Source organism: Sphaerisporangium dianthi (assembly GCF_042654065.1).
GTDB classification, from domain to species: domain Bacteria; phylum Actinomycetota; class Actinomycetes; order Streptosporangiales; family Streptosporangiaceae; genus Sphaerisporangium; species Sphaerisporangium dianthi.
In genome coordinates this window covers 478,689-499,369 of sequence record NZ_JBHSFP010000002.1, presented here as the reverse complement: position 1 = coordinate 499,369, position 20,681 = coordinate 478,689, and the positions used below count along the sequence as shown (strand labels likewise).

The 20,681-nt window shown below is 70.5% G+C and carries 19 protein-coding genes and 1 pseudogene; 5 read left to right on the top strand and 15 right to left on the bottom strand.

Features of this window, described 5'->3' with window-relative positions:
• The first annotated feature begins 308 nt into the window (after window positions 1–308).
• The 4 genes from ACFO60_RS05265 (at window position 309) to ACFO60_RS05250 (ending at window position 3,564) form a co-directional block, all read left to right on the top strand.
• On the top strand, window positions 309–536 hold the full coding sequence (locus ACFO60_RS05265; protein WP_380837655.1) for a hypothetical protein: 228 nt from the start codon (window positions 309–311) through the stop codon (window positions 534–536).
• A 235-nt stretch (window positions 537–771) separates the two neighbouring features.
• Window positions 772–999 carry a hypothetical protein gene (locus ACFO60_RS05260; RefSeq protein WP_380837652.1) on the top strand — a complete coding sequence of 76 codons (228 nt, stop codon included), beginning with the start codon at window positions 772–774 and terminating at the stop codon, window positions 997–999.
• Between the two features lie 504 nt (window positions 1,000–1,503).
• The gene (locus tag ACFO60_RS05255) at window positions 1,504–2,730 is read left to right on the top strand and encodes a ricin-type beta-trefoil lectin domain protein (RefSeq protein WP_380837650.1); all 1,227 of its coding nucleotides are present in this window, start codon (window positions 1,504–1,506) and stop codon (window positions 2,728–2,730) included.
• A gap of 153 nt (window positions 2,731–2,883) precedes the next feature.
• Entirely contained in the window at window positions 2,884–3,564 is a 681-nt protein-coding gene (locus tag ACFO60_RS05250; RefSeq protein WP_380837648.1) for an NADPH-dependent F420 reductase, read from the top strand.
• A 22-nt stretch (window positions 3,565–3,586) separates the two neighbouring features.
• Here ACFO60_RS05250 and ACFO60_RS05245 read toward each other — a convergent pair whose 3' ends face one another.
• Window positions 3,587–4,405, bottom strand: coding sequence for a MerR family transcriptional regulator (locus ACFO60_RS05245; RefSeq protein ID WP_380837645.1), 819 nt, complete (start codon window positions 4,403–4,405; stop codon window positions 3,587–3,589).
• A gap of 209 nt (window positions 4,406–4,614) precedes the next feature.
• Window positions 4,615–5,640 carry an alcohol dehydrogenase catalytic domain-containing protein gene (locus tag ACFO60_RS05240; protein WP_380837642.1) on the bottom strand — a complete coding sequence of 342 codons (1,026 nt, stop codon included), beginning with the start codon at window positions 5,638–5,640 and terminating at the stop codon, window positions 4,615–4,617.
• A 201-nt stretch (window positions 5,641–5,841) separates the two neighbouring features.
• Here ACFO60_RS05240 and ACFO60_RS05235 point away from each other — a divergent pair, with 201 nt between their 5' ends.
• Window positions 5,842–6,501 carry a TetR/AcrR family transcriptional regulator gene (locus ACFO60_RS05235; protein WP_380837639.1) on the top strand — a complete coding sequence of 220 codons (660 nt, stop codon included), beginning with the start codon at window positions 5,842–5,844 and terminating at the stop codon, window positions 6,499–6,501.
• Here ACFO60_RS05235 and ACFO60_RS05230 read toward each other — a convergent pair.
• The 13 genes and pseudogenes from ACFO60_RS05230 to ACFO60_RS05170 form a co-directional block, all read right to left on the bottom strand.
• A pseudogene (locus ACFO60_RS05230) lies at window positions 6,496–7,653 on the bottom strand (IS701 family transposase); the annotation flags it as partial. The gene ACFO60_RS05235 and the pseudogene ACFO60_RS05230 sit on opposite strands and share 6 nt — an antisense overlap.
• Window positions 7,654–7,757: 104 nt before the next feature.
• Window positions 7,758–9,614, bottom strand: a complete 1,857-nt coding sequence (locus ACFO60_RS05225; protein ID WP_380837634.1) for an alpha amylase C-terminal domain-containing protein — start codon at window positions 9,612–9,614, stop codon at window positions 7,758–7,760.
• 162 nt (window positions 9,615–9,776) lie between these two features.
• The gene (locus ACFO60_RS05220) at window positions 9,777–10,535 is read right to left on the bottom strand and encodes a MinD/ParA family ATP-binding protein (RefSeq protein ID WP_380837631.1); all 759 of its coding nucleotides are present in this window, start codon (window positions 10,533–10,535) and stop codon (window positions 9,777–9,779) included.
• Entirely contained in the window at window positions 10,535–11,734 is a 1,200-nt protein-coding gene (locus ACFO60_RS05215; RefSeq protein WP_380837628.1) for a PP2C family protein-serine/threonine phosphatase, read from the bottom strand. The genes ACFO60_RS05220 and ACFO60_RS05215 overlap by 1 nt, the downstream gene beginning before the upstream one ends.
• Window positions 11,709–12,146, bottom strand: a complete 438-nt coding sequence (locus tag ACFO60_RS05210) for an ATP-binding protein (protein ID WP_380837626.1) — start codon at window positions 12,144–12,146, stop codon at window positions 11,709–11,711. The genes ACFO60_RS05215 and ACFO60_RS05210 overlap by 26 nt, the downstream gene beginning before the upstream one ends.
• A gap of 7 nt (window positions 12,147–12,153) precedes the next feature.
• Window positions 12,154–12,465 carry an STAS domain-containing protein gene (locus ACFO60_RS05205; protein WP_380837623.1) on the bottom strand — a complete coding sequence of 104 codons (312 nt, stop codon included), beginning with the start codon at window positions 12,463–12,465 and terminating at the stop codon, window positions 12,154–12,156.
• A gap of 10 nt (window positions 12,466–12,475) precedes the next feature.
• Entirely contained in the window at window positions 12,476–14,602 is a 2,127-nt protein-coding gene (gene glgX, locus ACFO60_RS05200) for a glycogen debranching protein GlgX (RefSeq protein WP_380837621.1), read from the bottom strand.
• Complete coding sequence (locus ACFO60_RS05195) at window positions 14,599–14,961, bottom strand: STAS domain-containing protein (protein ID WP_380837619.1); 363 nt, start codon at window positions 14,959–14,961, stop codon at window positions 14,599–14,601. The genes glgX and ACFO60_RS05195 overlap by 4 nt, the downstream gene beginning before the upstream one ends.
• The gene (locus ACFO60_RS05190; protein WP_380837616.1) at window positions 14,958–16,766 is read right to left on the bottom strand and encodes an AGE family epimerase/isomerase; all 1,809 of its coding nucleotides are present in this window, start codon (window positions 16,764–16,766) and stop codon (window positions 14,958–14,960) included. The genes ACFO60_RS05195 and ACFO60_RS05190 overlap by 4 nt, the downstream gene beginning before the upstream one ends.
• Window positions 16,763–17,329, bottom strand: coding sequence for a DJ-1/PfpI family protein (locus tag ACFO60_RS05185; protein ID WP_380837614.1), 567 nt, complete (start codon window positions 17,327–17,329; stop codon window positions 16,763–16,765). The genes ACFO60_RS05190 and ACFO60_RS05185 overlap by 4 nt, the downstream gene beginning before the upstream one ends.
• A 2-nt stretch (window positions 17,330–17,331) precedes the next feature.
• Window positions 17,332–18,963: a thiamine pyrophosphate-binding protein gene (locus ACFO60_RS05180; protein WP_380837611.1), complete on the bottom strand. Its 1,632-nt coding sequence runs from the start codon at window positions 18,961–18,963 to the stop codon at window positions 17,332–17,334.
• A 5-nt stretch (window positions 18,964–18,968) separates the two neighbouring features.
• On the bottom strand, window positions 18,969–19,793 hold the full coding sequence (locus ACFO60_RS05175; RefSeq protein ID WP_380837609.1) for a type 1 glutamine amidotransferase domain-containing protein: 825 nt from the start codon (window positions 19,791–19,793) through the stop codon (window positions 18,969–18,971).
• On the bottom strand, window positions 19,790–20,500 hold the full coding sequence (locus ACFO60_RS05170) for an EthD domain-containing protein (RefSeq protein ID WP_380837606.1): 711 nt from the start codon (window positions 20,498–20,500) through the stop codon (window positions 19,790–19,792). The genes ACFO60_RS05175 and ACFO60_RS05170 overlap by 4 nt, the downstream gene beginning before the upstream one ends.
• Window positions 20,501–20,681 lie beyond the last annotated feature (181 nt).

Here is a 20,681-nt window from a genome sequence, read left to right as displayed (position 1 = left end):
GCGGCGTGCCCATCGCCGGCCGAGGCCGGTGCTCGATGGGCGAAGGGACCTCCGGTCGTGGGGGAGACGGCGTCTCCCCCACGACCGGAGGCGCTCAGCGGTTCCCCTGGATCCCCCCGCCCCGCCGCGGGTTCCGCCTTGTCTAGTCCCAATGTGCTACCGGTCCCGGCGTGATGTCGCACATGCCGGGCGGAGCGTCGCTCACGAGGGGCTGCCGGGACCCGGATCATGGTGGCGATTTGATCAATTTGGGTAGTTTGCCGACCTTCTGTCGCGAGCGTTCCCGCAGGCGGCACATACTGGAGGGGATGAACCGAGCTAGCGGCGCGTCCCGTCGTCACCTGCCCACAAGTCCCTTCAAGCCCCCGCCTCCCACCCCGCCCGCTGAGCGATTCAGCGTGGACGACCGGGTGACCCATGATCGTTATGGGCTCGGCGTCGTCATCACCGTGGAAGACGAGGTCGCCGTCATCGTCGACTTCGGATCCCGGCAGGAACGGATCACCACACCGTTCAACAAGCTGTACAAGCTCTGAGACCGCCGCACCGCGGGGAAGCACACAGCGCGAGCGCATCCACGCCGGCGGCCGGTCCACCGCCCCGGCGTGGACCTTCACGGGCCTTTCTCCGTGCCGAGGTCGAACACCCATCCGATTCCCGCGCCGAGGTCGAACACCCCTCCGGGTCCTCCGCCGGGCGACCGGAAACCGACCCCGACTCGGGGCGGCCTCGCTTGCCTAAGTGACATGCTCCTGGCCCATACTGGGGTGGATGAACCAACCCAGCGGCGCGTCCCGTCGTCACCTGCCCACAAGTCCATTCAAGCCCCCGCCTCCCACCCCGCCCGCTGAGCGATTCAGCGTGGACGACCGGGTGACCCATGATCGTTATGGGCTTGGCGTCGTCATCGCCGTGGAGGACGAGGTCGCCGTGATCGTCGACTTCGGATCCCGGCAGGAACGGATCACCACACCGTTCAACAAGCTGTACAAACTCTGAGACCGCCTCGCGCCCTCTCCCGGGGCCGCACTCGACTCGGGAGCAGACGCACTTCGGCGCCCGGCATGCGCTTCGCCCACCAGCGGGCGTAGCGCCGATGGGCCATGGTCCCGCGCCGCGCCGTGAACGCCGTCAGCGCACCGGCCGCCGCCTGGAGCCCCCTCCCGCGCCTCGCCGTCCGCGCGGTGCGAAGCCGTGGCCTTCGACGCCCCCCTCGACCGCGCCGCCACACGCCGGCGATGCAGCCGTCGACGAGCGGAGCGCTCCCCCGGCCCGGCCTTGAGGAAGTCATCGATCTCGGCACCGGTGCGCGAACGGGTCACGAACCCCAATCAAAAAGAAACCTTCCTATTGACAAGGCCCCTGACGCCGGTGTTGGATCCGCTTAATTCGGACAGTGAACGGACTTCCGGCAGCACTGGACACGCCTGCGTGCGCCCCCGCACGCCATGAGGGCGCAGGCCGGAAGCCGTGCCTGGCGACGAACACCGACCGGAGGCCTCCATGCGCGAACCCCGGCTCCTCCTCACGGCCGCGGCCGTGATCCTCACCCTGACAGGCGGCCTGGTCACCGCCACGAGCAACGACAGGGCCGAGGCCGCCATCGGCCCTGTCACCTGGTCCGACGAGTTCAACGGCGCCTCAGGAGCGCCCATCGACGGCTCCAAGTGGAAGTTCGACACCGGTGGCGGCGGCTGGGGCAACAACGAGCTGCAGTACTACACCAACTCGACGCGCAACGTGTACCAGGACGGGCAGGGCCACCTCGCCATCACCGCCCGCAAGGAGAACCCGTCCAACCTGCAGTGCCACTACGGCACCTGCCAGTACACCTCCGGCCGCATCCTGACGGCGGACAAGTTCAGTCAGGCGTACGGCCGCTTCGAGGCCGGCATCAAGATCCCCAAGGGGCAGGGCATCTGGCCCGCGTTCTGGATGCTCGGCGGCGGCAACTGGCCGAACACCGGCGAGATCGACATCATGGAGAACGTCGGCAGCACGCCGAACACCGTCTACGGCACCGTGCACGGCCCCGGCTACTCCGGCGGCGCGGGAGTCGGCGGCAGCCGCACGATCGGCGCGGCGCTCGGCGACGCCTTCCACGACTACCGGGTCGACTGGTCGCCCAACCTGATCGTCTGGTACCTCGACGGCTCCGAGTTCTTCCGCGTCACGCCGGCCGGCATCCGCGGCAACCAGTGGGTGTTCGACCACCCGTTCTTCATGATCCTCAATGTGGCGGTCGGCGGCAACTGGCCGGGCAGCCCGAACTCCAGCACCGCGTTCCCGCAGACGATGCTGATCGACTACGTCCGCGTCTCCGCGTGGACCAGCGACAACCCCGGGACCGGCAACGCGCTGAGGTCCAACCTGAACGGCCGCTGCGTCGACATCCCCAGCGCCAACCCGGTCGACGGCGCCGCCCTGCAGATGTACGACTGCAACGGCACCGCCGCCCAGCAATGGTCCGTCAACGGCGACGGCACGGTCCGCGCGATGGGCAAGTGCATGGACGCCGCGGCGGCCGGGACCGCCAACGGCACGCCGATCCAGCTCTACACGTGCAACGGCACCGGGGCCCAGCGCTTCACGCTCACCTCGGCCGGCGACCTGGTCAACCCGGCCTCCAACCGCTGCGTGGACATCGTGGAGCGCAACACCGCCAACGGCGCACGACTCCAGCTCTGGGACTGCACCGGCGGGTCCAACCAGAAGTGGACCCGCGCCTGACCCTCCCTCGGCACCGGAAGGCCGGCGGCGACCGCCGCCGGCCTTCTCCGCCGCCCCCGCGGCCCGCGCGTCCCGCGCGTCCTATGCGGCTGATCCCATTCGTCGCCCAGGCGGTGAGGAATGCCCGGCGGGAGGCGGGGGTTACAGAGGGTCATGACGACTATCGGATTCATCGGCAGCGGGAACATCGGCGGCACCCTCGCCCGGCTGGCGGTCGCGGCCGGCTACGACGTGGTGCTGAGCAACTCGCGCGGGCCGCAGACGTTGCAGGAGCTGGTGGAGGAGCTCGGGCCGAAGGCCCGGGCCGCGACCTCCGCCGAGGCCGCGGCCGCGGGCGACCTGGTCGTCGTCAGTATCCCGCTGCGTGCCTACCGTGAGGTTCCGGCCGAGCCGCTCGCCGGCAAGGCCGTCATCGACACCAACAACTACTACACGCAGCGGGACGGGGTCTTCGCCGAGCTCGACGACGAGTCCACCACCTCCAGCGAACTGCTGCAGGAGCACCTTCCGGCGTCCAAGGTCGTCAAGGCGTTCAACAACATCTACTTCCAGCACCTGCGGGCGCTGCCCCGGCCCGCCGGCGCGGCCGACCGCAGCGCCATGGCGATCGCGGGCGACGACGCCGGCGCGAAGAGCGAGGTGACGGCCTTCCTCGACCGCATCGGCTACGACGCCGTCGACGCGGGCGCGCTGGCCGACGGGTGGCGCTTCCAGCCCGGCACCCCCGCGTACGGCTTGATCTACTCAGGGGAAGGCGAGAACTTCTGGGAGTCCCCCGGGGTTCCGTGCGACGTCGCGACGCTCCGCACGACACTGGCCGAGGCCAAGCGCTGACGCCCGCGCCGCGCGCCGGAGCTCAGACGGCGCGCGTGACGGCCTCCTGGATCTCGGTGATCCAGGTGGCCGGGTCGCCCTCGCCGTACTGCAGGTAGACCTCGCGGGCGACGCCGGAGCCGCGGTGGCCGCTGTCCTCGATCCAGCGGGCGAGATGCTGGTAGGAGACGTCCACGTGGTCCATGTTCCCCTGGTGGATGACGGTGGCGGCCTGCTCCACCGCGGGCAGGTCGACGACCTCGAAGTCGTAGGTCCTGCCCTTCTCCAGGTTGACCTGCACTCCGGCGTGCACGCGCACGCCCTCGGCGACCGGCTCGTAGTAGGCGATCGCGGGGCCGGTGAAGACGAGCCCGGCCGCCTCGACCCGCTCGCACAGGTCCTTGTACAGCGGCTGGATCACTGAGCCGATCTTGTCGGACTCGAAGCCGTCGGCCGTGGCGCTCAGCTCGGCGAGACGGACCGCGGGCACACTCTTGATCACTACGTCAGCGGGCATGGCGCCCTCCGTTTCGATCAGTCGGAGTCTCGCCTCGACTCGGGCGAGCCGCGCCATGTCGTCGGCGACCTGCGCCTCCAACTGCGCGCGGCGCAGCCGCAACATGCCGTGCAGGTGCTCGGGGCCGACCTTCTCCTCGAGGACCTCCCCCACCTGCCGGAGGCTGAGGCCGAGATCTTTTAGCGCGATCAGCCGGTTGAGCCGCGGCAACTGCTCCGCCTCGTAGTAGCGGTAACCGGTGAACCGGTCGACCCGCGCGGGGCGCAGCAGTCCGAGCACGTCGTAGTGCCGCAGCATCCGTACCGACACCCGGCCGAGACGGGCGAATTCTCCGATGGTGAACATGATGCCTCTGGTCTACGGCCTCACACGGTGTCAGGGTCAACGAGCGCCACGCACGGCGTCTCCCCCGGCCACGCCCCTTCCGGGGTTCGCGGGCCAAGCGTACGCGCCGTCCTGTACGGGGTGCGCGCGGCCGGACCATGCCGCCTGTCAGGCGGGCGCGGCCGGACCATGGCGCCTGTTGGTCGCGCGTGGGCGGGGCGCGCCGCCTGTCAGGCGTGCGCGTCGAGCACGACGCGGAAGCGGGCCTTGCCCGACATCATGCGCTCGAACGCCTTGGGGGCCTCCGAAAGCGGCAGGACCTCGTTCATCGAATGAATGCCCTGGTCCCTGGTGAAGGCCAGGTTGTCCTCGTTCTCGACGGGGGTGCCGACGAGGCTTCCGACGATCGCCCGCTGGGCGAAGAGCAGGTCGCCCGGCAGCACGGGCATCGGGTCGAGCCCGGCGCCCAGGACCACCAGCCGTCCGTGCGGCGCCAGCCCCGTGACCAGTGACGCCATCGCCCGGCTGTCGGTCGCGGTGGCGATGACCGCGGCCGCGCCGCCGAGCGCGCGCAGCGCCTCGGCGGGGTCTTCGGCGAGGCTGTCGATGTAGTGCCGGGCGCCCAGCCGCTTCGCCAGTTCGGCCTTCTCCGTGCCCCGCGCGACGGCGACGGTGCGGAAGCCGAGCTTGTTCGCGTACTGGACGCCGAGGTGGCCGAGGCCGCCGATGCCGAGGACGGCGACCAGCGCGCCGGGTCGGGCGCCGGCCCGCTGGAGGCCCTGGTAGACGGTGAGGCCCGCGCAGAGCAGCGGCGCCGCGTCTGTCGCGGCCATTCCGTCGGGGATGCGCACGAGCCCGCTCGCCCTGGCGTAGGCGACCTCGGCGTAGCCTCCGTCGACGGTGGTCCCGGTCAGGGGCTGGCTCGCGCAGCTGACGAAGTCACCGCGCCGGCAGAAGTCGCACTCGCCGCAGTGGCCGTTCAGGAAGCCGACGCCGACCCGGTCGCCGACGTTCCAGGTGTTCACGCCGGCGCCGACGGCGTCGATGACGCCGACGACCTCGTGGCCCGGCACGATGGGCGCGGACGCGTCCGGGCGGATGATCCCCATGAACGCGAGCGCGTCGGAGTGGCAGATGCCGCAGGCCTCGACCCGCAGCCGCACCTGGCCGGGGAGGGGGGCGGTCAGCTCGCGCTCGACCAGGGCCCAGTCCCCCGTGCCCTGCCCGGACACCTGGAACGCGCGGTAGGTGGACATTGTCGTTTCCTTTCGCATGGTGAAGGCGCCGTTCGTGCGCGCCACCCGTCTTCAAAATGACCGGTCGTCTTAATATGGTCGGTCGTCTTGACCGCGTCAAGCGGACCCATGACCCCGCGGTCGTGATCACGCCCGGGCCGCCCGCCCCAGAGGGCGGGCCTCCCACCTGGGTTGACACGCGGAAGACGACCGACCATATTGATGGCGAAGGCGGTGATGACCGTGGCCAGGCAGAGCATGCGCGAAGAGATCGTCGAGGCCGCACTCGACCAGTTCCACTCCCGCGGCTACAACGCGGCAGGGGTGAAGGACATCACCGCCACGGCCGGCGCGCCGAAGGGGTCGTTCTACAACCACTTCGACAGCAAAGAGGCGCTGGCCCTCACGGCCCTCGAACGCTACGGCGAGACCCTCCGCATGCGCGACCTCGCCGACGCCTCCGTCGCGCCCGTGGCCCGCCTCAGGGCGCACTTCGAGTTCCTGCGGGACGAGACCGTCGGCCACGGCTACAAGCGCGGCTGCATGTTCGGCAACTTCGGCACCGAGATCGGCGACCACAGCGAGGTCCTCCGCGTCGGCGTCGAGCAGAACCTCGTGGTCTGGACCACCCTGGTCGCGGACGTGATCGGCGAGGCCCAGCGGGGCGGCGAGGTGCGCGGCGACCTCGACCCGGCCACGACGGCCCGCTTCGTCGTCAACGCCTGGGAGGGCACGCTCATCGACGCCCGCGCCACCCGCTCGGCGGACGCCTTCGGCTCGTTCTTCGCACTCGTCTTCGGCACCCTGCTGACCGCCCCGGCAAAGGCCCCCGGGGAAGGGGGCGCGGACGCGGACGGGCGACGGTCACAACGGGGTGCCTGACAACAGCATCCAGAAGGCGTGCGCCGCCGACACCAGCGTCACATGGTGGTGCCACCCGCGGAACGACCGGCCCTCGAAGTCGCGCAGGCCGAGGCGGTGGGTCACCCCGGCGCGGTCCCAGGCCACCCGCTCGGCCGTCTCGGCCAGGCGCAGCAACGTCGCCGGCGGCAGCTTGGTGATGTTGGACAGCCACACCGCGACCGTGCGTTGCTCGGGGCCGGCGCACGCGCCGAGCAGGGTGAGCGTCGGCGGCTCGTCCTGGGCCGTCGCCGAGTGGAACGGCGTGTGCACCCGCGCCGCCACGACCACCGACTGCGGCGCCGGGGTCGCCCTGGACGCGGACCTGCGGGACTCCACGATGCGGTTGACGTCGCGCAGCGCGTCGATGAGCCGGCCGGCCTCGATGCGCCGGCCCATGCCCATGGGGATGCGCGGGTCGGACGGGCTGACCGGCACCGAGTCGTGCACCCGCAGCACGAAGGGGATCTCCCTGGCGGACAGCTCGTAGATCAGCCGTCCGAGGTCGATCTCCCTGGCGTCCATCACGACCGGGCGCGGCTTCAGGCCCCACTGGTGGACGATGCTCGTGACCACCTCGGCGGCGCACTCTTCGACCGTGAGGCTCACCTCGTCGTCCGGGATGCCCGCCCGCCGGCGGCGCACCTCGTCGTCGGTCCAGCTCTCCGGCAGGATGAGACGCCAGTCGATGGGGAAGGCCGCCTGCTCGGAGGCCAGCCACACGCCCACGACCTGCTGGCAGTTCGCCAGGCGGCCGAGCTTCTGGACGAACCGGCGCTCGACGCCGACCGAGTGGTCCCCCGACTTGGGGATCACGAGCGGCTCGGCGACGAGCGCGATCGGGCGGACGGCCTGCTCCAGGTAGCCGGCCAGGGCGCGCCGCACGGAGATCCAGCCCCATGGCGACTGGCTGATGAACTGCTGCAGGCTCTGTTCGACGGCGGGCTCGGTCTCCAGGGAGGCGATGCTGCGCATGGTCTTGCGCCCCTCGATGGACAGCAGCCCCCGGATGTACAGCCGTGCCCATCGACGCTGGTCGCGCCGCTTGAGCGATGAGAACACGATGCCACAGAACCTTGCGAAGAACTCCGAGGCGACGTTCTCTTGTTCAGAGGTGAAGGAACTGACACTCACGGGCGACCCCCTCAGTCCGCGTCCGCGCCCAGAGAGTTTTCGAAAGGCGAACACCCGTAAAGAGGTGCCGAGGAAAACAATACCGCCCGTGCGGTTTTTTTGCGCTAGGGAAAGCTGACTTTGTCAGAAACCGGGCGGAGCCACACGGTCGACAACGGCGGCAGGACCACCGACGCGCTCGCCTCGCCGCGGTGCCACGGGACGGCCGCCGCCTCCACGCCGCCGAGGTTGCCGACCCCGCTCCCCCCGTACGGCGCGGCGTCGGTGTTGATCACCTCGGTCCACCGGCCCGGGAACGGAAGCCCGACCTTGAAGCCCTCGCGGGCGACCGGGGAGAAGTTGCACACGCACGCCAGCGGCGTGCCGTCGAGGTCATAGCGCAGGAAGGCGAGAACGCTGTCGCCCGCGGTGTCCGGGGCGATCCAGCGGAACCCCTCGGGAGAGGAGTCCAGCCGCCACAGGGCGGGCAGCCGGCGGTAGGCGGCGTTCAGGTCGCGCACCAGGGCGCGGACGCCTTCGTCGGCGTCCTCCCACGGCAGTCCGACGGCACCGCGCCACTCGCCCTCGTGCGCGAACTCCTGGCCCATGAACAGCAACTGCTTGCCCGGGTGGGCCCACATGTAGGCGAGGAAGCCGCGAAGGCCGGCCCGCCGCCACCGCGCGTCGCCGGGCAGTGCGGACGACAGCGACCCCAGCATGTGCGAGATCGGCAGGATGTAGCGCTCGGAGTAGGCGTACACCAAGGGGAAGGTGATCTCTCCGTGGTGGTACCTGCGCGAACCGGGGTCCCTGGCCAGGTAGCCGAGGCAGTCCTGCGTCCAGCCGGTGTTCCAGCGGAAGTCGAAGCCCGGCCCGGCGACGCCGGTGAGCGACTCGACGCTCTCGGCCGCGCTCGGCCCCTCGGCGATCGTCACCGCCCCGGGACTCTGCCAGTGCAGGACCGAGTTGACCTCGCGGAAGAAGGAGGCGACGGCCTCGGGATCGCGGACACCGGGGTATCCGGCGGTGCGAAGCCCGTCGATGTGGAACTCCGAGCACCAGTGCAGCGCGTTGGCCAGCAGGAAGTTGCGCACCCAAGGACTGCGGTGGTCGAAGGCGTAGGAGGCGGGAGCCTCGCGGAAACCGCCTCCGCGCTCGCGCAGGCTCTCGTCGCCCGCGTCGACGGCCTCGTACAGGGGGGTCCCGTCGAAGCGGCCGAGCGCCTCATCGTCGGCGGCGAAGCACAGCGGCGTCCAGTCGAGGATGACGCCGACGCCCGCCTGGTGGAGCCCGTCCACCAGGCGCCGGAAGTCGTCGGGATCCCCGTACCTGGCGGTCGGCGCGTAGAACGCCGTGGGCAGCCGCTCGTCGGAGGTGTGCTCGGCCACCGGCATGATCTCGACGTGCGTGAAGCCCAGGCCGGCCACGTACCCCGGCAGCACCTCGGCCAGCTCGCGGTAGGTCAGCCCGGGGCGCCATGAGCCGAGATGCAGTTCGTAGAGGCTCATCGGCTCTTCCTGCGCCACCGCCCTGGCCCGGCGTTCCAGCCACGCGGCGTCGCGCCAGCGGTGCCTCGCGGTGAAGACGACCGACGCGGTGGACGGGGAGCGCTCGGACGCCGAGGCGAGCGGGTCGGCCTTGCGCCGCCACTGACCGTCGGCTCCCAGGATGTCGTACATGTAGCGGCAGCCGTCGCCGACGCCGGGGACGTGCAGCTCCCAGACGCCGGACGCGCCGAGCGGGCGCATGCGGTGCGCCTCGCCCCGCCAGCCGTCGAAGTCGCCCGCCACCCGGACCTCGCGGGCGCTCGGCGCCCACACCGCGAAGGTCGTGCCCGAGGCGGCGGTGTGCGCGCCGAGCACCTGCCAGAGCCGCTGGTGCCGGCCCGCGTGGATGCGCCGCAGATCGGACTCACCGAGCCGCCGGAAAGGGAAGGGGATGCCCTCGAGCCGGTGACCGTCACGCCTGACAACGAAGCTCACGGTTTCGTCTCTCCCGCCTTCAACCAGGGAGCGATTAAACGTTCACTGCACGTAACGGTACCCGTGGCGGGCCGGTGATCGACACTCACGCGCGGCTACTGCGTCAGGTCGGCTGTCAGACCACGCGGCTTCGCCCCTCCCCGAAAACGGCCGCCGGCCCCCTCAGGATGGGAGCCGGCAGACGGTGTCGGACATCACCACGGCGTTGATGTCGTGGTAGCCCGCGGCGAGGGCGTGCCCGGGGTCGGCGGTGACGAAGATCTGGTCGCCCGCCGGCCCCGCCATCGCCGGGACGTAGGGCAGGACCGCGGCGACCGGCAGGCCGTAGGCCTGCTCGACCTGCGGCACCAGCTCGCCGTCCTCCGTCCCCGCGGGGACCATGTTGACCACCACGACCCGCTGCCTGCAGCCGAGCCGGTCGGCCAGGGCGACGCTCTCGGCCGCCCCGGCGAGGTCCAGCCGGTGGGCGCGGGTGACGATGACCATCGCGTCCGAGCCGGCCACCGCGGTGACGGTCTCGGTGTTGATGCCCGTGTGCGTGTCCATGATGAGCACGTCCAGGGACAGGGAGGCGACGAGCCGGGTGACGGCCTCGTTCAGCAGCCCGAGGTCGTAACCGCTCGTCATGATCTCGTTGATGGCGGTGAACCCGGCCCGGCTCGGGACGACGAACAGGTCCTTTCCCGCCACGGGCCGGGCGGCGTCCTCGATCTCGCAGCGGCCCACCAGGTAGTCGGCGAAGGTGCACATGGAGGGGTCCGGCGCGATCCCGAAGATCGTGTCCACGGCCGGGGACTGGATGTCGGTGTCCAGCACGCCCACCCGCAGGCCGCCGGCGGCGAACAGCAGCGCCATGTTGGCCGCCGTGCTCGACTTGCCGGTGCCTCCCCGGTAGGAGTGCATGGTGATGACGCGGGCCATCAGACGCCGGTCCGGTGCAGGGCCAGCATCGTGATGTCGTCGGACTGCTCGGCCGCGCCGACGAACCCGGTCAGGGCGCCGTCGACGCGCCGCAGCAGGTCGTCTCCCGAGCCCGCGCCATCGCTCAGCACGTCGAGCATCCTGTCCTCCCCGAAGAAGTCCCGCTCGGGGCCGCGCGCCTCGGTCACCCCGTCGGTGTAGATGAACAGCACGTCGCCCGGGTCCAGGTGGGCGTGGCCGAGGGTGAAGGTCGAGTCGCGCAGCACGCCCACGGCCGGCCCGGTCGGGTCGAGGATCAGCGGGGGCCCGCCCTGGCCGCGGATCAGCACGGGCGGGTTGTGGCCCCCGTTGATGTAGACCAGCCCGCCGGTGACCGGGTCCAGCACCGCGAAGAACATGGTCGCGAAGTAGCCCTGGTGGACGTGGTTGCGGGTGAGGTAGTCGTTGGTGGCCTCGACGGCGTTCAGCAGGGTGGCGGCGCCGGCCACGGGCATGGACCGCGCGTCGCCCGGCAGGTCGACGTTCTTCAGGCCGTGGACGCCGCCGTTCTCGGCGGTGTGGCGCAGCAGGCTGCGGATGAGCGCCATGAACAGCGCGGCGCCCACGCCCTTGTCGCACACGTCGGCGACGACCAGGCCGAGCCGGCGGCGGTTGACCAGCTCGAACACGTCGTAGAAGTCCCCGGCGACGGTCCGCGCCGGGCGGTAGCGCACGTCGATGTCCCAGCCGGCCGGCGTCGGCAGGGAGTCGGGCAGGAAGCCGAGCTGGATCTCCCTGCCGATCTCCAGCTCGCGCTCGTACCGGTGCAGGTCGGCCTCGCCTCCCGCCAGGCGCAGCGCGCGGCCCAGTTCGGCCTGCTCGCGGCAGGTTCCGAGCCGCGCGCGGACGAGCGAGGTCAGGAACGGGGGCATCAGGTAGTCGGCTCCGGCGTGGACGTGGCCCTCCAGCGCGCCGAAGTCATGCTCGGTGTAGGCGAGCATCGTGGGCTGCCTGCCCTCCTCGTCCATCCGCCTGGCGACGGCGCGGACGATGTTGGGCGGCACCGCCGCGGAGGCCAGGAGCACGTCCACGTCGGGCATCCGCTCGGTGGTGAGCACGTCGGCCGGTGAGTGGACCCGTACCCGGGCCCCCGCCTCGGCGAGGGCCCGCCGCAGGCCGGGGGGCGGCGAATCGTCATCCAGCACGAGAACGCTGGTCATTGTGATGTGCTCCATCCCGCAGGATCCGCAGCGTGCTGATGTTGCGCCCCGCGACTCGCCGGTAGGTGAAGCCGTCCACGGCGGTCAGGGCCAGATACACCCCGAGGCCGCCGATGCGGCGCTGTGCGAAAGGCAGCCCGTACTCCGGGCGCCGGTATCCGGCCCTGGGGTCGAACGGCCGTGCGTCGTCCTCGAACCTGATCCAGACCGACTCTCCGTCCATCCCGCCCTCGACCGCGAAGGCGCCTCCCGCCTCGCCGTAGCCGTGGACCACGATGTTGGTCGCCAGCTCGTCGGCCGCGAGGCGCAGCCGTTCGGCGAGGCCGGAGGACAGGCCCGCGCGCTCGGCTAGGGCCAGTACGTAGTCCGCCACCTGGTCGAGGGACGAAAGGGACGCCGGTATGCGCGGCACGACGGGCTCACGAGCCGGTGATGGCGAAGCCGTGGTCCAGCCCGGCCATGCGGATGACCTTCAGGACGGGCTCGGTCACGCCGGTGAGGGAGATCACGACGTCCTCGGCGACCTTCTGCCGGGCGAACACCAGGGCGCGCAGCCCGGCGCTGGCGATGTAGGTGAGCTCGGAGGCGTCGATCACCAGGCTGGGGGCTCCGGTGGCCACGGCGTCGTCGATGGCGTCGTGGAACTCCGGCGCCGTCGAGGCGTCGAGCTCGCCGGCCAGGCGGATGGTCGCGGTGCCCGCGCCGGTGCTGAGAGTTGCGATGAATGCCACGTGCGTTCTCCTAGTCGTCGGAGCGGGTCAGGATGACCACCGAGCGAGGTGCGATGTACAGGCGCCCGGAGTCGCCGGCCGGCGGCTCGGCGCCGGGCTCGTGGACGTCGTGCGGCGCCGGGGCGCCGGTGTCGGCGAAGACGCGCCAGACGCCGCCGGCGGGCTCGGGCAGTTCGAGGTCGTGCCCCTCCCAGTGGGAGTTCATCGCCATGTAGACCTGGTCGGTCGCCCCGTCCGCGTCGCGCCCGCAGCGCATCACGGCCAGCAGCCTGCTGCCGGGCGACCAGTCGGGCCGCCAGGCGCTCACCCCGTGCCAGCTCACGTCCGGCTGACCGACCCCGGTGGTGTCGACGCCGAGCGGGTGCCTGCCCTCGCGCAGGATGGGGTGGGCGTGCCTGAAGGCGATCATCCGCTGGGCGAACCGCAGCAGCTCGGCGTTGGCGTCGACCTGCGTCCAGTCGAACCACGACAGCTCGTTGTCCTGGCAGTAGGTGTTGTTGTTGCCGAGCTGGGTGCGGCCCACCTCGTCGCCCGCCAGCAGCATGGGGACGCCCTGGCTGGCCAGCAATATCGCGAGCGCGTTCTTCATCTGCCGCATGCGCAGCGCGTTGATCGCGGGGTCGTCGGTAGGGCCCTCGGCGCCGTGGTTCCAGCTGTTGTTGTCGTTGGCGCCGTCGCCGTTGCCCTCGCCGTTGGCCTCGTTGTGCTTGTCGTTGTAGGAGACCAGGTCGTTGAGGGTGAAGCCGTCGTGCGCGGTGATGAAGTTCACCGAGGCGGCGGGCCCGCGCCCGCCGTACAGGTCGGGCGAGCCGGCGACGCGTGCCGCCAGCTCTCCGACGGTGCCCTCGTCGCCCTTGAGGAACCTGCGCAGGACGTCGCGGTACTTGCCGTTCCACTCCGACCAGCGGCCGTAGTTCGGGAAGTGCCCGACCTGGTAGAGCCCTCCGGCGTCCCACGCCTCGGCGATGAGCTTGGTGTGCCGCAGGATCGGGTCGTAGGCGAGCTGCTCCAGCAGGGGCGGGTTGGGCAGCGGGCTGCCGTCCGGGCCGCGGTCCAGGATCGCCGCCAGGTCGAAGCGGAAGCCGTCGACGTGGTACTCCGACACCCAGTGGCGCAGGCAGGTGAGCACGAAGTCGCGCACCACGGGGTGGTTGCAGTTGACGGTGTTCCCGGTGCCGCTGAAGTTGTAGTAGTACCCCTCGGGGGTGAGCATGTAGTAGGTCGCGTTGTCCAGGCCCTTGAACGAGATCGTCGGGCCCTGCTCGTTGCCCTCGGCGGTGTGGTTGAACACCACGTCGAGCAGCACCTCGATGCCGGCCTTGTGCAGGGCCTTGACCAGCGCCTTGAACTCGTCGGCCTGCATGCCGTACGCGCCGGTCGCGGCGTAGCCGGCCTTCGGGGCGAAGAAGCCGATGGTGTTGTAGCCCCAGTAGTTGTGCAGCCGCTCGCCGCTCGCGGGGTTGACGCGCGCGTTGTCGAACTCGTCGAACTCGAAGATCGGCATCAGCTCGACGCAGTTGACGCCCAGCTCCCGCAGGTAGGGGATCTTCTCGCGCAGGCCGGCGTAGGTGCCCGGCGCCGCCACCCCCGAGGAGGGGTGGCGGGTGAAGCCGCGCACGTGCGTCTCGTAGATGACCAGGTCCTCGCTGGGCGTGCGCAGCGGCACGTCGTCCTCCCAGTCGAAGTCCTCCAGGGCGATCATGGACCGGTACTGGAAGGGCCTGCTCCAGTCGGGCGGGACGCCCCAGACGTCCCGCCCGGACAGCAGCAGCGCGTGCGGGTCGGCGAGGATGGCGCGCGGGTCGAACCGGTCGCCGCGCGCCGGGTCGAACGGGCCCTCCGCGCGGTAGCCGTATTCGAGGTCCTCCAGGTCCAGCCCGAAGACGGTCATGGTGAAGACGCTGCCGATGCGGTACTCGGGCGGGAACGGCAGCTCCTCCATCGGCTCGGCGGCGCCGCGCCGGAACAGCACCAGCGTCATGGCGGTGGCGCCGTCGGAGAAGACCGAGAAGTTCACCCCGCCCGGCACCAGGGTGGCGCCGTGCGGGTAGGGCCGGCCCTGCCGCGCGCGGTAGGCGCCGATGCGCCGGGTCGGGAAGTCGTCGATCCGCGGCAGGTCGACGCGCTCGGCGGTCACGGCCGCACCGGTCCCATCTCGGTGGCCAGGCGCGTCATCTCGCTCTCCAGGTCGTCGGCGACCTCGAAGAAGCCGAGGAAGCCGGTGGCCGACATGACGAACCGCACCTCCTCCGACAGGCCGCCGAGGACGACCCGCGTCTCGGCCTGCTGGGCCCGCCGGTAGAGGATCAGCAGCATGCGCAGGCCCGCGCTGGACACGTACGACACGCCGGAGAAGTCGATGAGCAGCGTGCCGGAGCGTCCGACGAGCGGCAGCAGCCGGTCCTGGACCCCGGGGGCGGTGGCGCTGGTGATCTCTCCCTCGACGCGGGCGACGGTGACGCCGCCCGCCGTGCTGAGGCTGACGCCGGCCGTCATCGGACGGCCTCCACGGTGACCTTGACCTTCACGCGCCCGGGGGTCTCGGGGAGCCGGACGGTGAGCGCGTCGGCGTCGTAGTCGTCGTAGGGCTCGCCCTCGATCTCGACCGCGCCGATCCTGATCGAACCGGCCGGCAGCAGGTCGGGGGCGACGCGCAGGACGCGGTCGTCGAACCCGTCGAGGTCGGGCTTGAAGTGCAGGTCCATGGCCTTGCCGCTGATGAGCAGGTTGTTGTAGACGGCGGCGAGGAAGCACAGCTCGGAGGAGTGGTACATGCTCATCGAGTGGCTGCCCTTGAGCCGCTCGGTGCCGAGCAGGTACGGCAGGCCGTTGGCGAGCACGTTGAAGTAGACCGCGCCCTCGTCGTGGTCGAGGAAGAAGGCGTTGTAGAACGACTCGGCGCCGCGGGCCTCGTCCTGGAAGCGGTCCTGGCCGGTGGCGCCGAACAGGATGAGGTAGGCCAGCACGGCCTGCTCCTGCTGCCACCACGCCTTGCGGTCGTGCCAGACGAAGCGGTAGTGCTCCTCGCCCTCCCTGCGCATCCGCTCGACCACGTCGTACCAGCCGCCGCGCTGCCGGTCGCCGCCGATGGGCGGCATGATGTCGCCGATGTGCGTGGCGAGCTCCGCGTACTCGGCCTTGGGCTTCAGCGAGTTCATCCGCATGAGGTTCCAGGCGATCTTCAGGTTGTGGCCGACGACCGCGCGGTTGAGCTGCCAGCCGTGCGCGGTGTCGTGCGACCAGTCCCGGTGGAAGCGCTCCTGGACGAACGGGCTGTTCTTGTCGTCGGGGAAGTGCTCGACGATGGTGTCGAAGGTGTACTCGAGGAACTTGGCGTACTTGGGGTCGCCGGTGGCCAGGTACAGGTTGATGAGGTAGGCGGGGGCGTGGTCGCCGACCGAGTTCCAGTTCTTCCTGGCGCGGTTCTCGCCGAGCGACTCGTGGTCGGCGCTCAGCAGAATCGGGTCGATGTGCGAGAAGTAGCCGCCGCTCTCGCGGTCCAGGTAGAACCGGTCGAACAGCCGCAGCGTCGCCTCGGCGTCGCTCTTGATGCGCGGGTCGCCGGTGATCCGGTAGGTCTGGACGGGGCCGGCGAGCGCGTAGATCTGCTCGTACATCGGGATGGCGTCGTAGTCGTCGGAGAACTCTGATGTGAACAGCTTGCGCTGCACGTCACCCTCGATCTTCAGCCCGTGGTACCAGTAGACGATGTCCTCGTCGGCGTCGACGAAGCGCAGGTTCGCCCTGAGATACTCGGTGCCCCGCTCGGCGACCTCGAGGTAGGCGTCGTTCCCGGTGAGCATGTACGCCGAGGCCATGCCGTAGACCAGGCGCGAGATCGTGTCGGTCTCCTGCACGTGGCTGTCGGTCTTCTCCCCGCCCAGCCTGATGTTCGTGCGGTAGTCCGCGAAGTCCACCGGCCCGTCGCCGAACTGCGCCTTGCGGTAGAAGGCGGCGATCTCCTCGAGCTGGTGGATCCACCAGTTCTGCTCCTCGAAGCGGTACTCGCCGGGGCGCCGGCCGAGGAAGACGACGCGCTTGGCGTCGAAGATGTGGCCGTCGCCGTGCGGGTAGAAGACGCCGTAGGCGAACAGGAAGCGGCCGGGCACCAGCATCGCGTCCAGCTGGCCCGAGGCGTCGGTGTAGGGCTCGCCGAGGTTGCGCATCAGCTCGGCGCTCGGCCCGCCGTCCATCGAGACCGCGAACTCGCGCCCGTCGGCGGTGACCACCGTGGCGGTGCTGGTGGGCCGGTCGTATGCGGTGACCTGGCCGGCGATCGTGTCGGAGAAGGTGAAGTTCATAGGGTTTCGTCCTTCTGGGTGAGCAGGTCGACGAGGGTCCTCGCGAACAGGTGGCAGTGCTGTCCCGAGCGTCCGGTGACGAGGTCACCGTCGATCACCACGTCCTTGTCGACGTACTCCGCGCCCATGTTCCGCACGTCGCCGACCAGGTTGTTGTGGCAGACGATCTTGCGTCCGCGCACGACGTAGGGGATGGAGGACGCCAGCCACATGCCGTGGCAGATGATCCCCTTGATGACGCGGGTGTCCTCGAAGGCCCGGCGGAGCAGTTCGGTGGCCGGCGCGAGCCGGTCGACGTCCTCGGTGTAGCGCAGCCGGTCGGACACCATGCCCGAGGGCACGATGAGCGCCCCGTAGTCCGACGGGTCGACATCCTCCAGGCTCAGCGAGACCGGGAAGGGCGCGCGGTACTCGTGTCCGGTGAAGGTGATGGACGTCTGTCCCCACAGGCGGGTGATGAAGTCGACCGAGATGCCTTCCTCGGCGAACCTGCGCTGGTAGTAGAAGATCTCGGGTTCGTAGTAGTCGCTCTCCATCAGGATGGCGACGCGGGAATCGGCCACGGTCACTCCGTGATGAGGTCGATGAGGAACGGCCGGTCGTCGAGCAGCATCCGCTCGACGGCCTCCTCCACCTGGTCGAGCTTCTCCACGCGCATCGCCGCGACGCCCATGCCTCGGGCGATGTCGGTGAAGCCGAGGTCGGGGTAGGCCAGGTCGAAGGAGCGCGGGAAGGCGTGCGGGGCGATGTCCCGCTCGCGCCAGTACTGCTCGATGTTGAGGTCGAGCAGCCGGTACCCGCGGTTGTTGCAGATGACGAACTTGGCGCCGACGCCCTCGCGGACCGCGGTGGCCAGCGCCTGGATGGTGTACATGCTCCCGCCGTCGCCGGTGAAGCCGACGACCGTCTTGCCGGGATGGGCGATCTTCATCCCGATCGCGCCGGGGATGCCCACGCCGAGCGAGCCGCCGCGGGTCTGGAACCAGTGCCCGGGCAGCCTCGGCGGCAGATGGGCGCCGAGCACGCCGGAGGCGGTCAGGCTCTCGTCGAAGACCATCAGGTCGGCCGGCGCGCGCTCGGCGAGCTTCTGGGCGAAGGCGCCGAGCAGCGACTCCTCGCCGGGCGGGGCCGGCCGCGCCCGCTCGGTGGCGCGCAGCATGCGCTGGGCGGCGGCCTCGCGCTCGTCCGGCGCCATCGAGGCCGTGAGCTCCGCGGCGAGCGCGGCCAGGGTGGCCTTGGGGTCGGCGACCAGGCCGAGCGTCACCGGGTGGTTCTTGGCGATCTCATAGGCGTCCAGGTCGACGTGCACGATGCGGGCGTCGGGCCGGAAGGGCGAGGAGAGGTCGGGGAAGACCTCGGGGAACAGGTAGGTGCCGACGACGAGCACGGCGTCGGCCTCGCCGACCACGGCCCGGCTGACCTCGCCGAACATGTGACCGACCTGGCCGCGGAACAGCGGGTGGCGGGCGTCGATGGAGACCTCCGACATCTCCACCCCCCACGCGTCCGCGCCGAGCAGCTCGGCCACGCGGGTCAGCTCCGCCTGGGCGCCGGAGGCGGCGACGCCGTCGCCGAACAGCACGAGCGGCGCCGTGGCGCCCGACAGCAGCGCCGCCGCCGTCCGGATCGTCCCTGCGTCGGGGGCCGACACGGTGTGCGGGATCACCGACGGCACGACCGGCTCGTCATTGGGCCGGTCGAGCACGTCGAGGGGCAGCGCCACGAACACCGGGCCCCGGGGCGGGGTCATGGCGATCTTGACGGCGCGCCGGAGCACCCGCAGCACCGACGACGGGTCGGTCACCCGGGTGGCGTGCTTGGTGACGGGCCTCGCCATGGCGACCAGGTCGGCGGCCATCTGCGCGTCCATCGCCTCGTAGCGCACGCCGGACTCGCCGGCGACCACGACGAGCGGGGTGTGCCCGCGCTTGGCCTGGTACATCATGCCGATGCCGTTGCCGAGGCCGACGCCGCTGTGCAGCTGCACCAGGGCGGGGCCGCCGGTCGCGCGGGCGTAGCCGTCGGCGATGCCCACCGCCACGGTCTCCTGCAGCGTGAGGATGTAGTGGAAGTCGTCGTACTTCTCCAGCGCGTCCAGGAAACCCTGCTCGACCGTGCCGGGGTTGCCGAACATGTACCGCATGCCGTCGGCGAGGAACTGCTCGATGATCGCCTCGTTGCCGCTTCTGGCGTCCATCGGGCTCACCAGCCGAACCGGCGCAGACCGTCTTCCAGCGTCTCGACGATCTTCTGCCCGGTGAGGAAGGAGTCGGGCGTCGAGCGGCCGGTGATGAACGGGTAGTCGACGATGACCGAGGTCTCCTTGCCGAAGTTGCCGTGGTAGCGGCCGTCGGGTCCGGTGGCGTCGCGCAGGATGTACTCCAGCGGGTACGGCGGCGGGCCCATGGTGAAGTCGGTGCCGAGGAAGCCGGTGCCGTCCTTGTAGTCGTACTCCTTGCAGTGGCCGGTGACGTGCTTGCCCCAGATGATGCTCTTGCGGTCCTCCCAGTCGCGGGCGAACGCCAGGCAGGCGACGCCGTAGCACTCGGCGGCCACCGGCTTGCCGGCCTTGAGGAAGCCGAGGATCAGCGCGTGGACGCGGCCGTTGTTGGCCAGGTCGACGATGGGGCCGCTGCCGCCGACGATGAGCATGGTGTCGAACGCGTCGATGTGCTCCGCCAGCCGGTCCAGCGCCCTGTTGTACGCCTCAAGGGCGTGCAGGTAGTCGTCGTCGCTGACGTACGGGCGGTCGGGCACCACGGCGGAGATGTCGAGGGGGTTGTCCAGCCGGTCCGACTCGTCCAGTTCGCTCACCAGCTTGGCCACCTCGGGCGTGGTGACCGAGCGGCCGAGCGGCGGGTCGACGTAGTCGGGGTCCATGCTCGGCGGCAGCGCGTGCGCGCGCCCGCCGGTGGGCGTGGCGAAGACGACCTCGTATCCGCGCTGGTCGAAGTGGGTGAGAGGTCCGAGCAGCTCCTCTCCCCAGTAGCCGTGCTCGGACAGGAGCACCAGGACCTTCCTGCTCATCGCTCCTCCTGGGGGCCGATGATCCAGTTCTCCCGGGTGGTGAGGGAGAACACGTGCGCGGGGTCGGCGACGGCGTCGAGCGCCGGCGCGACCTTCTCGGTGTAGTAGGGGGAGGCCAGCGCCTCCTCAGCGGCGGCGACGTCGTCGAACCAGATCTGCTCGACGCTGTCGAAGGACGCCTCTCCGAAGGTGTAGTAGCCGTCCTTGGTGTGCGCGTGCAGGTGGCGGCGGAGCCCGGGCAGGCCGCTGACGAGCGGGGCGTACTCGGAAAGCGTCCGCTCGCGGTGGTCGCCGAGGGTCATGCCGGGCCTGCGCTTGATCAGCGTGGTCACCTTGACCCAGGACGGGGCGGCCTCGGTGAGCGGCGGGCCGGGGACGATCTCGTGGGCGTCGGTGTCCACGACGATGGTCATCCAGAAGGCCGCCCAGTTGGGCTCGTCGAGCCGCGCCCCGTGGAGGAACTCCTCGGTCTGCAGCGAGGCGAGCTGCTCCTGCTCGTTGGCCAGCCAGATCTCCGCGATCCCCTGGTGGGGCAGCGCCGGGGTCCCGCGGTCCGCGGTGGACGGGACGCGCGAGTCGATCAGGTAGCGCCGGATCTGCGGGATCTTGGCGGCGAACTTCACCGCGTGGACGTTGACCCAGTAATCCTGGAACTCCTGTGCGGTCATGCCTGGCTTCGGGGCGGCCAGGATGAACTGGTGGATCATGCGATCTCCTTTTCGCCAGGGATCTTCACTGGGACGATCGCAGCGCCGTTCCGCCACCGTCAAAGCAGAAGCCATTACTTCTCGACATAGCGGATTGAATCGAGCATTTAAGTCAAGTCACATGGCATTCCAGAAATATCGGTTTATCCTCGGTCGGCTTGCGCCGCAGGACGCCAACTGA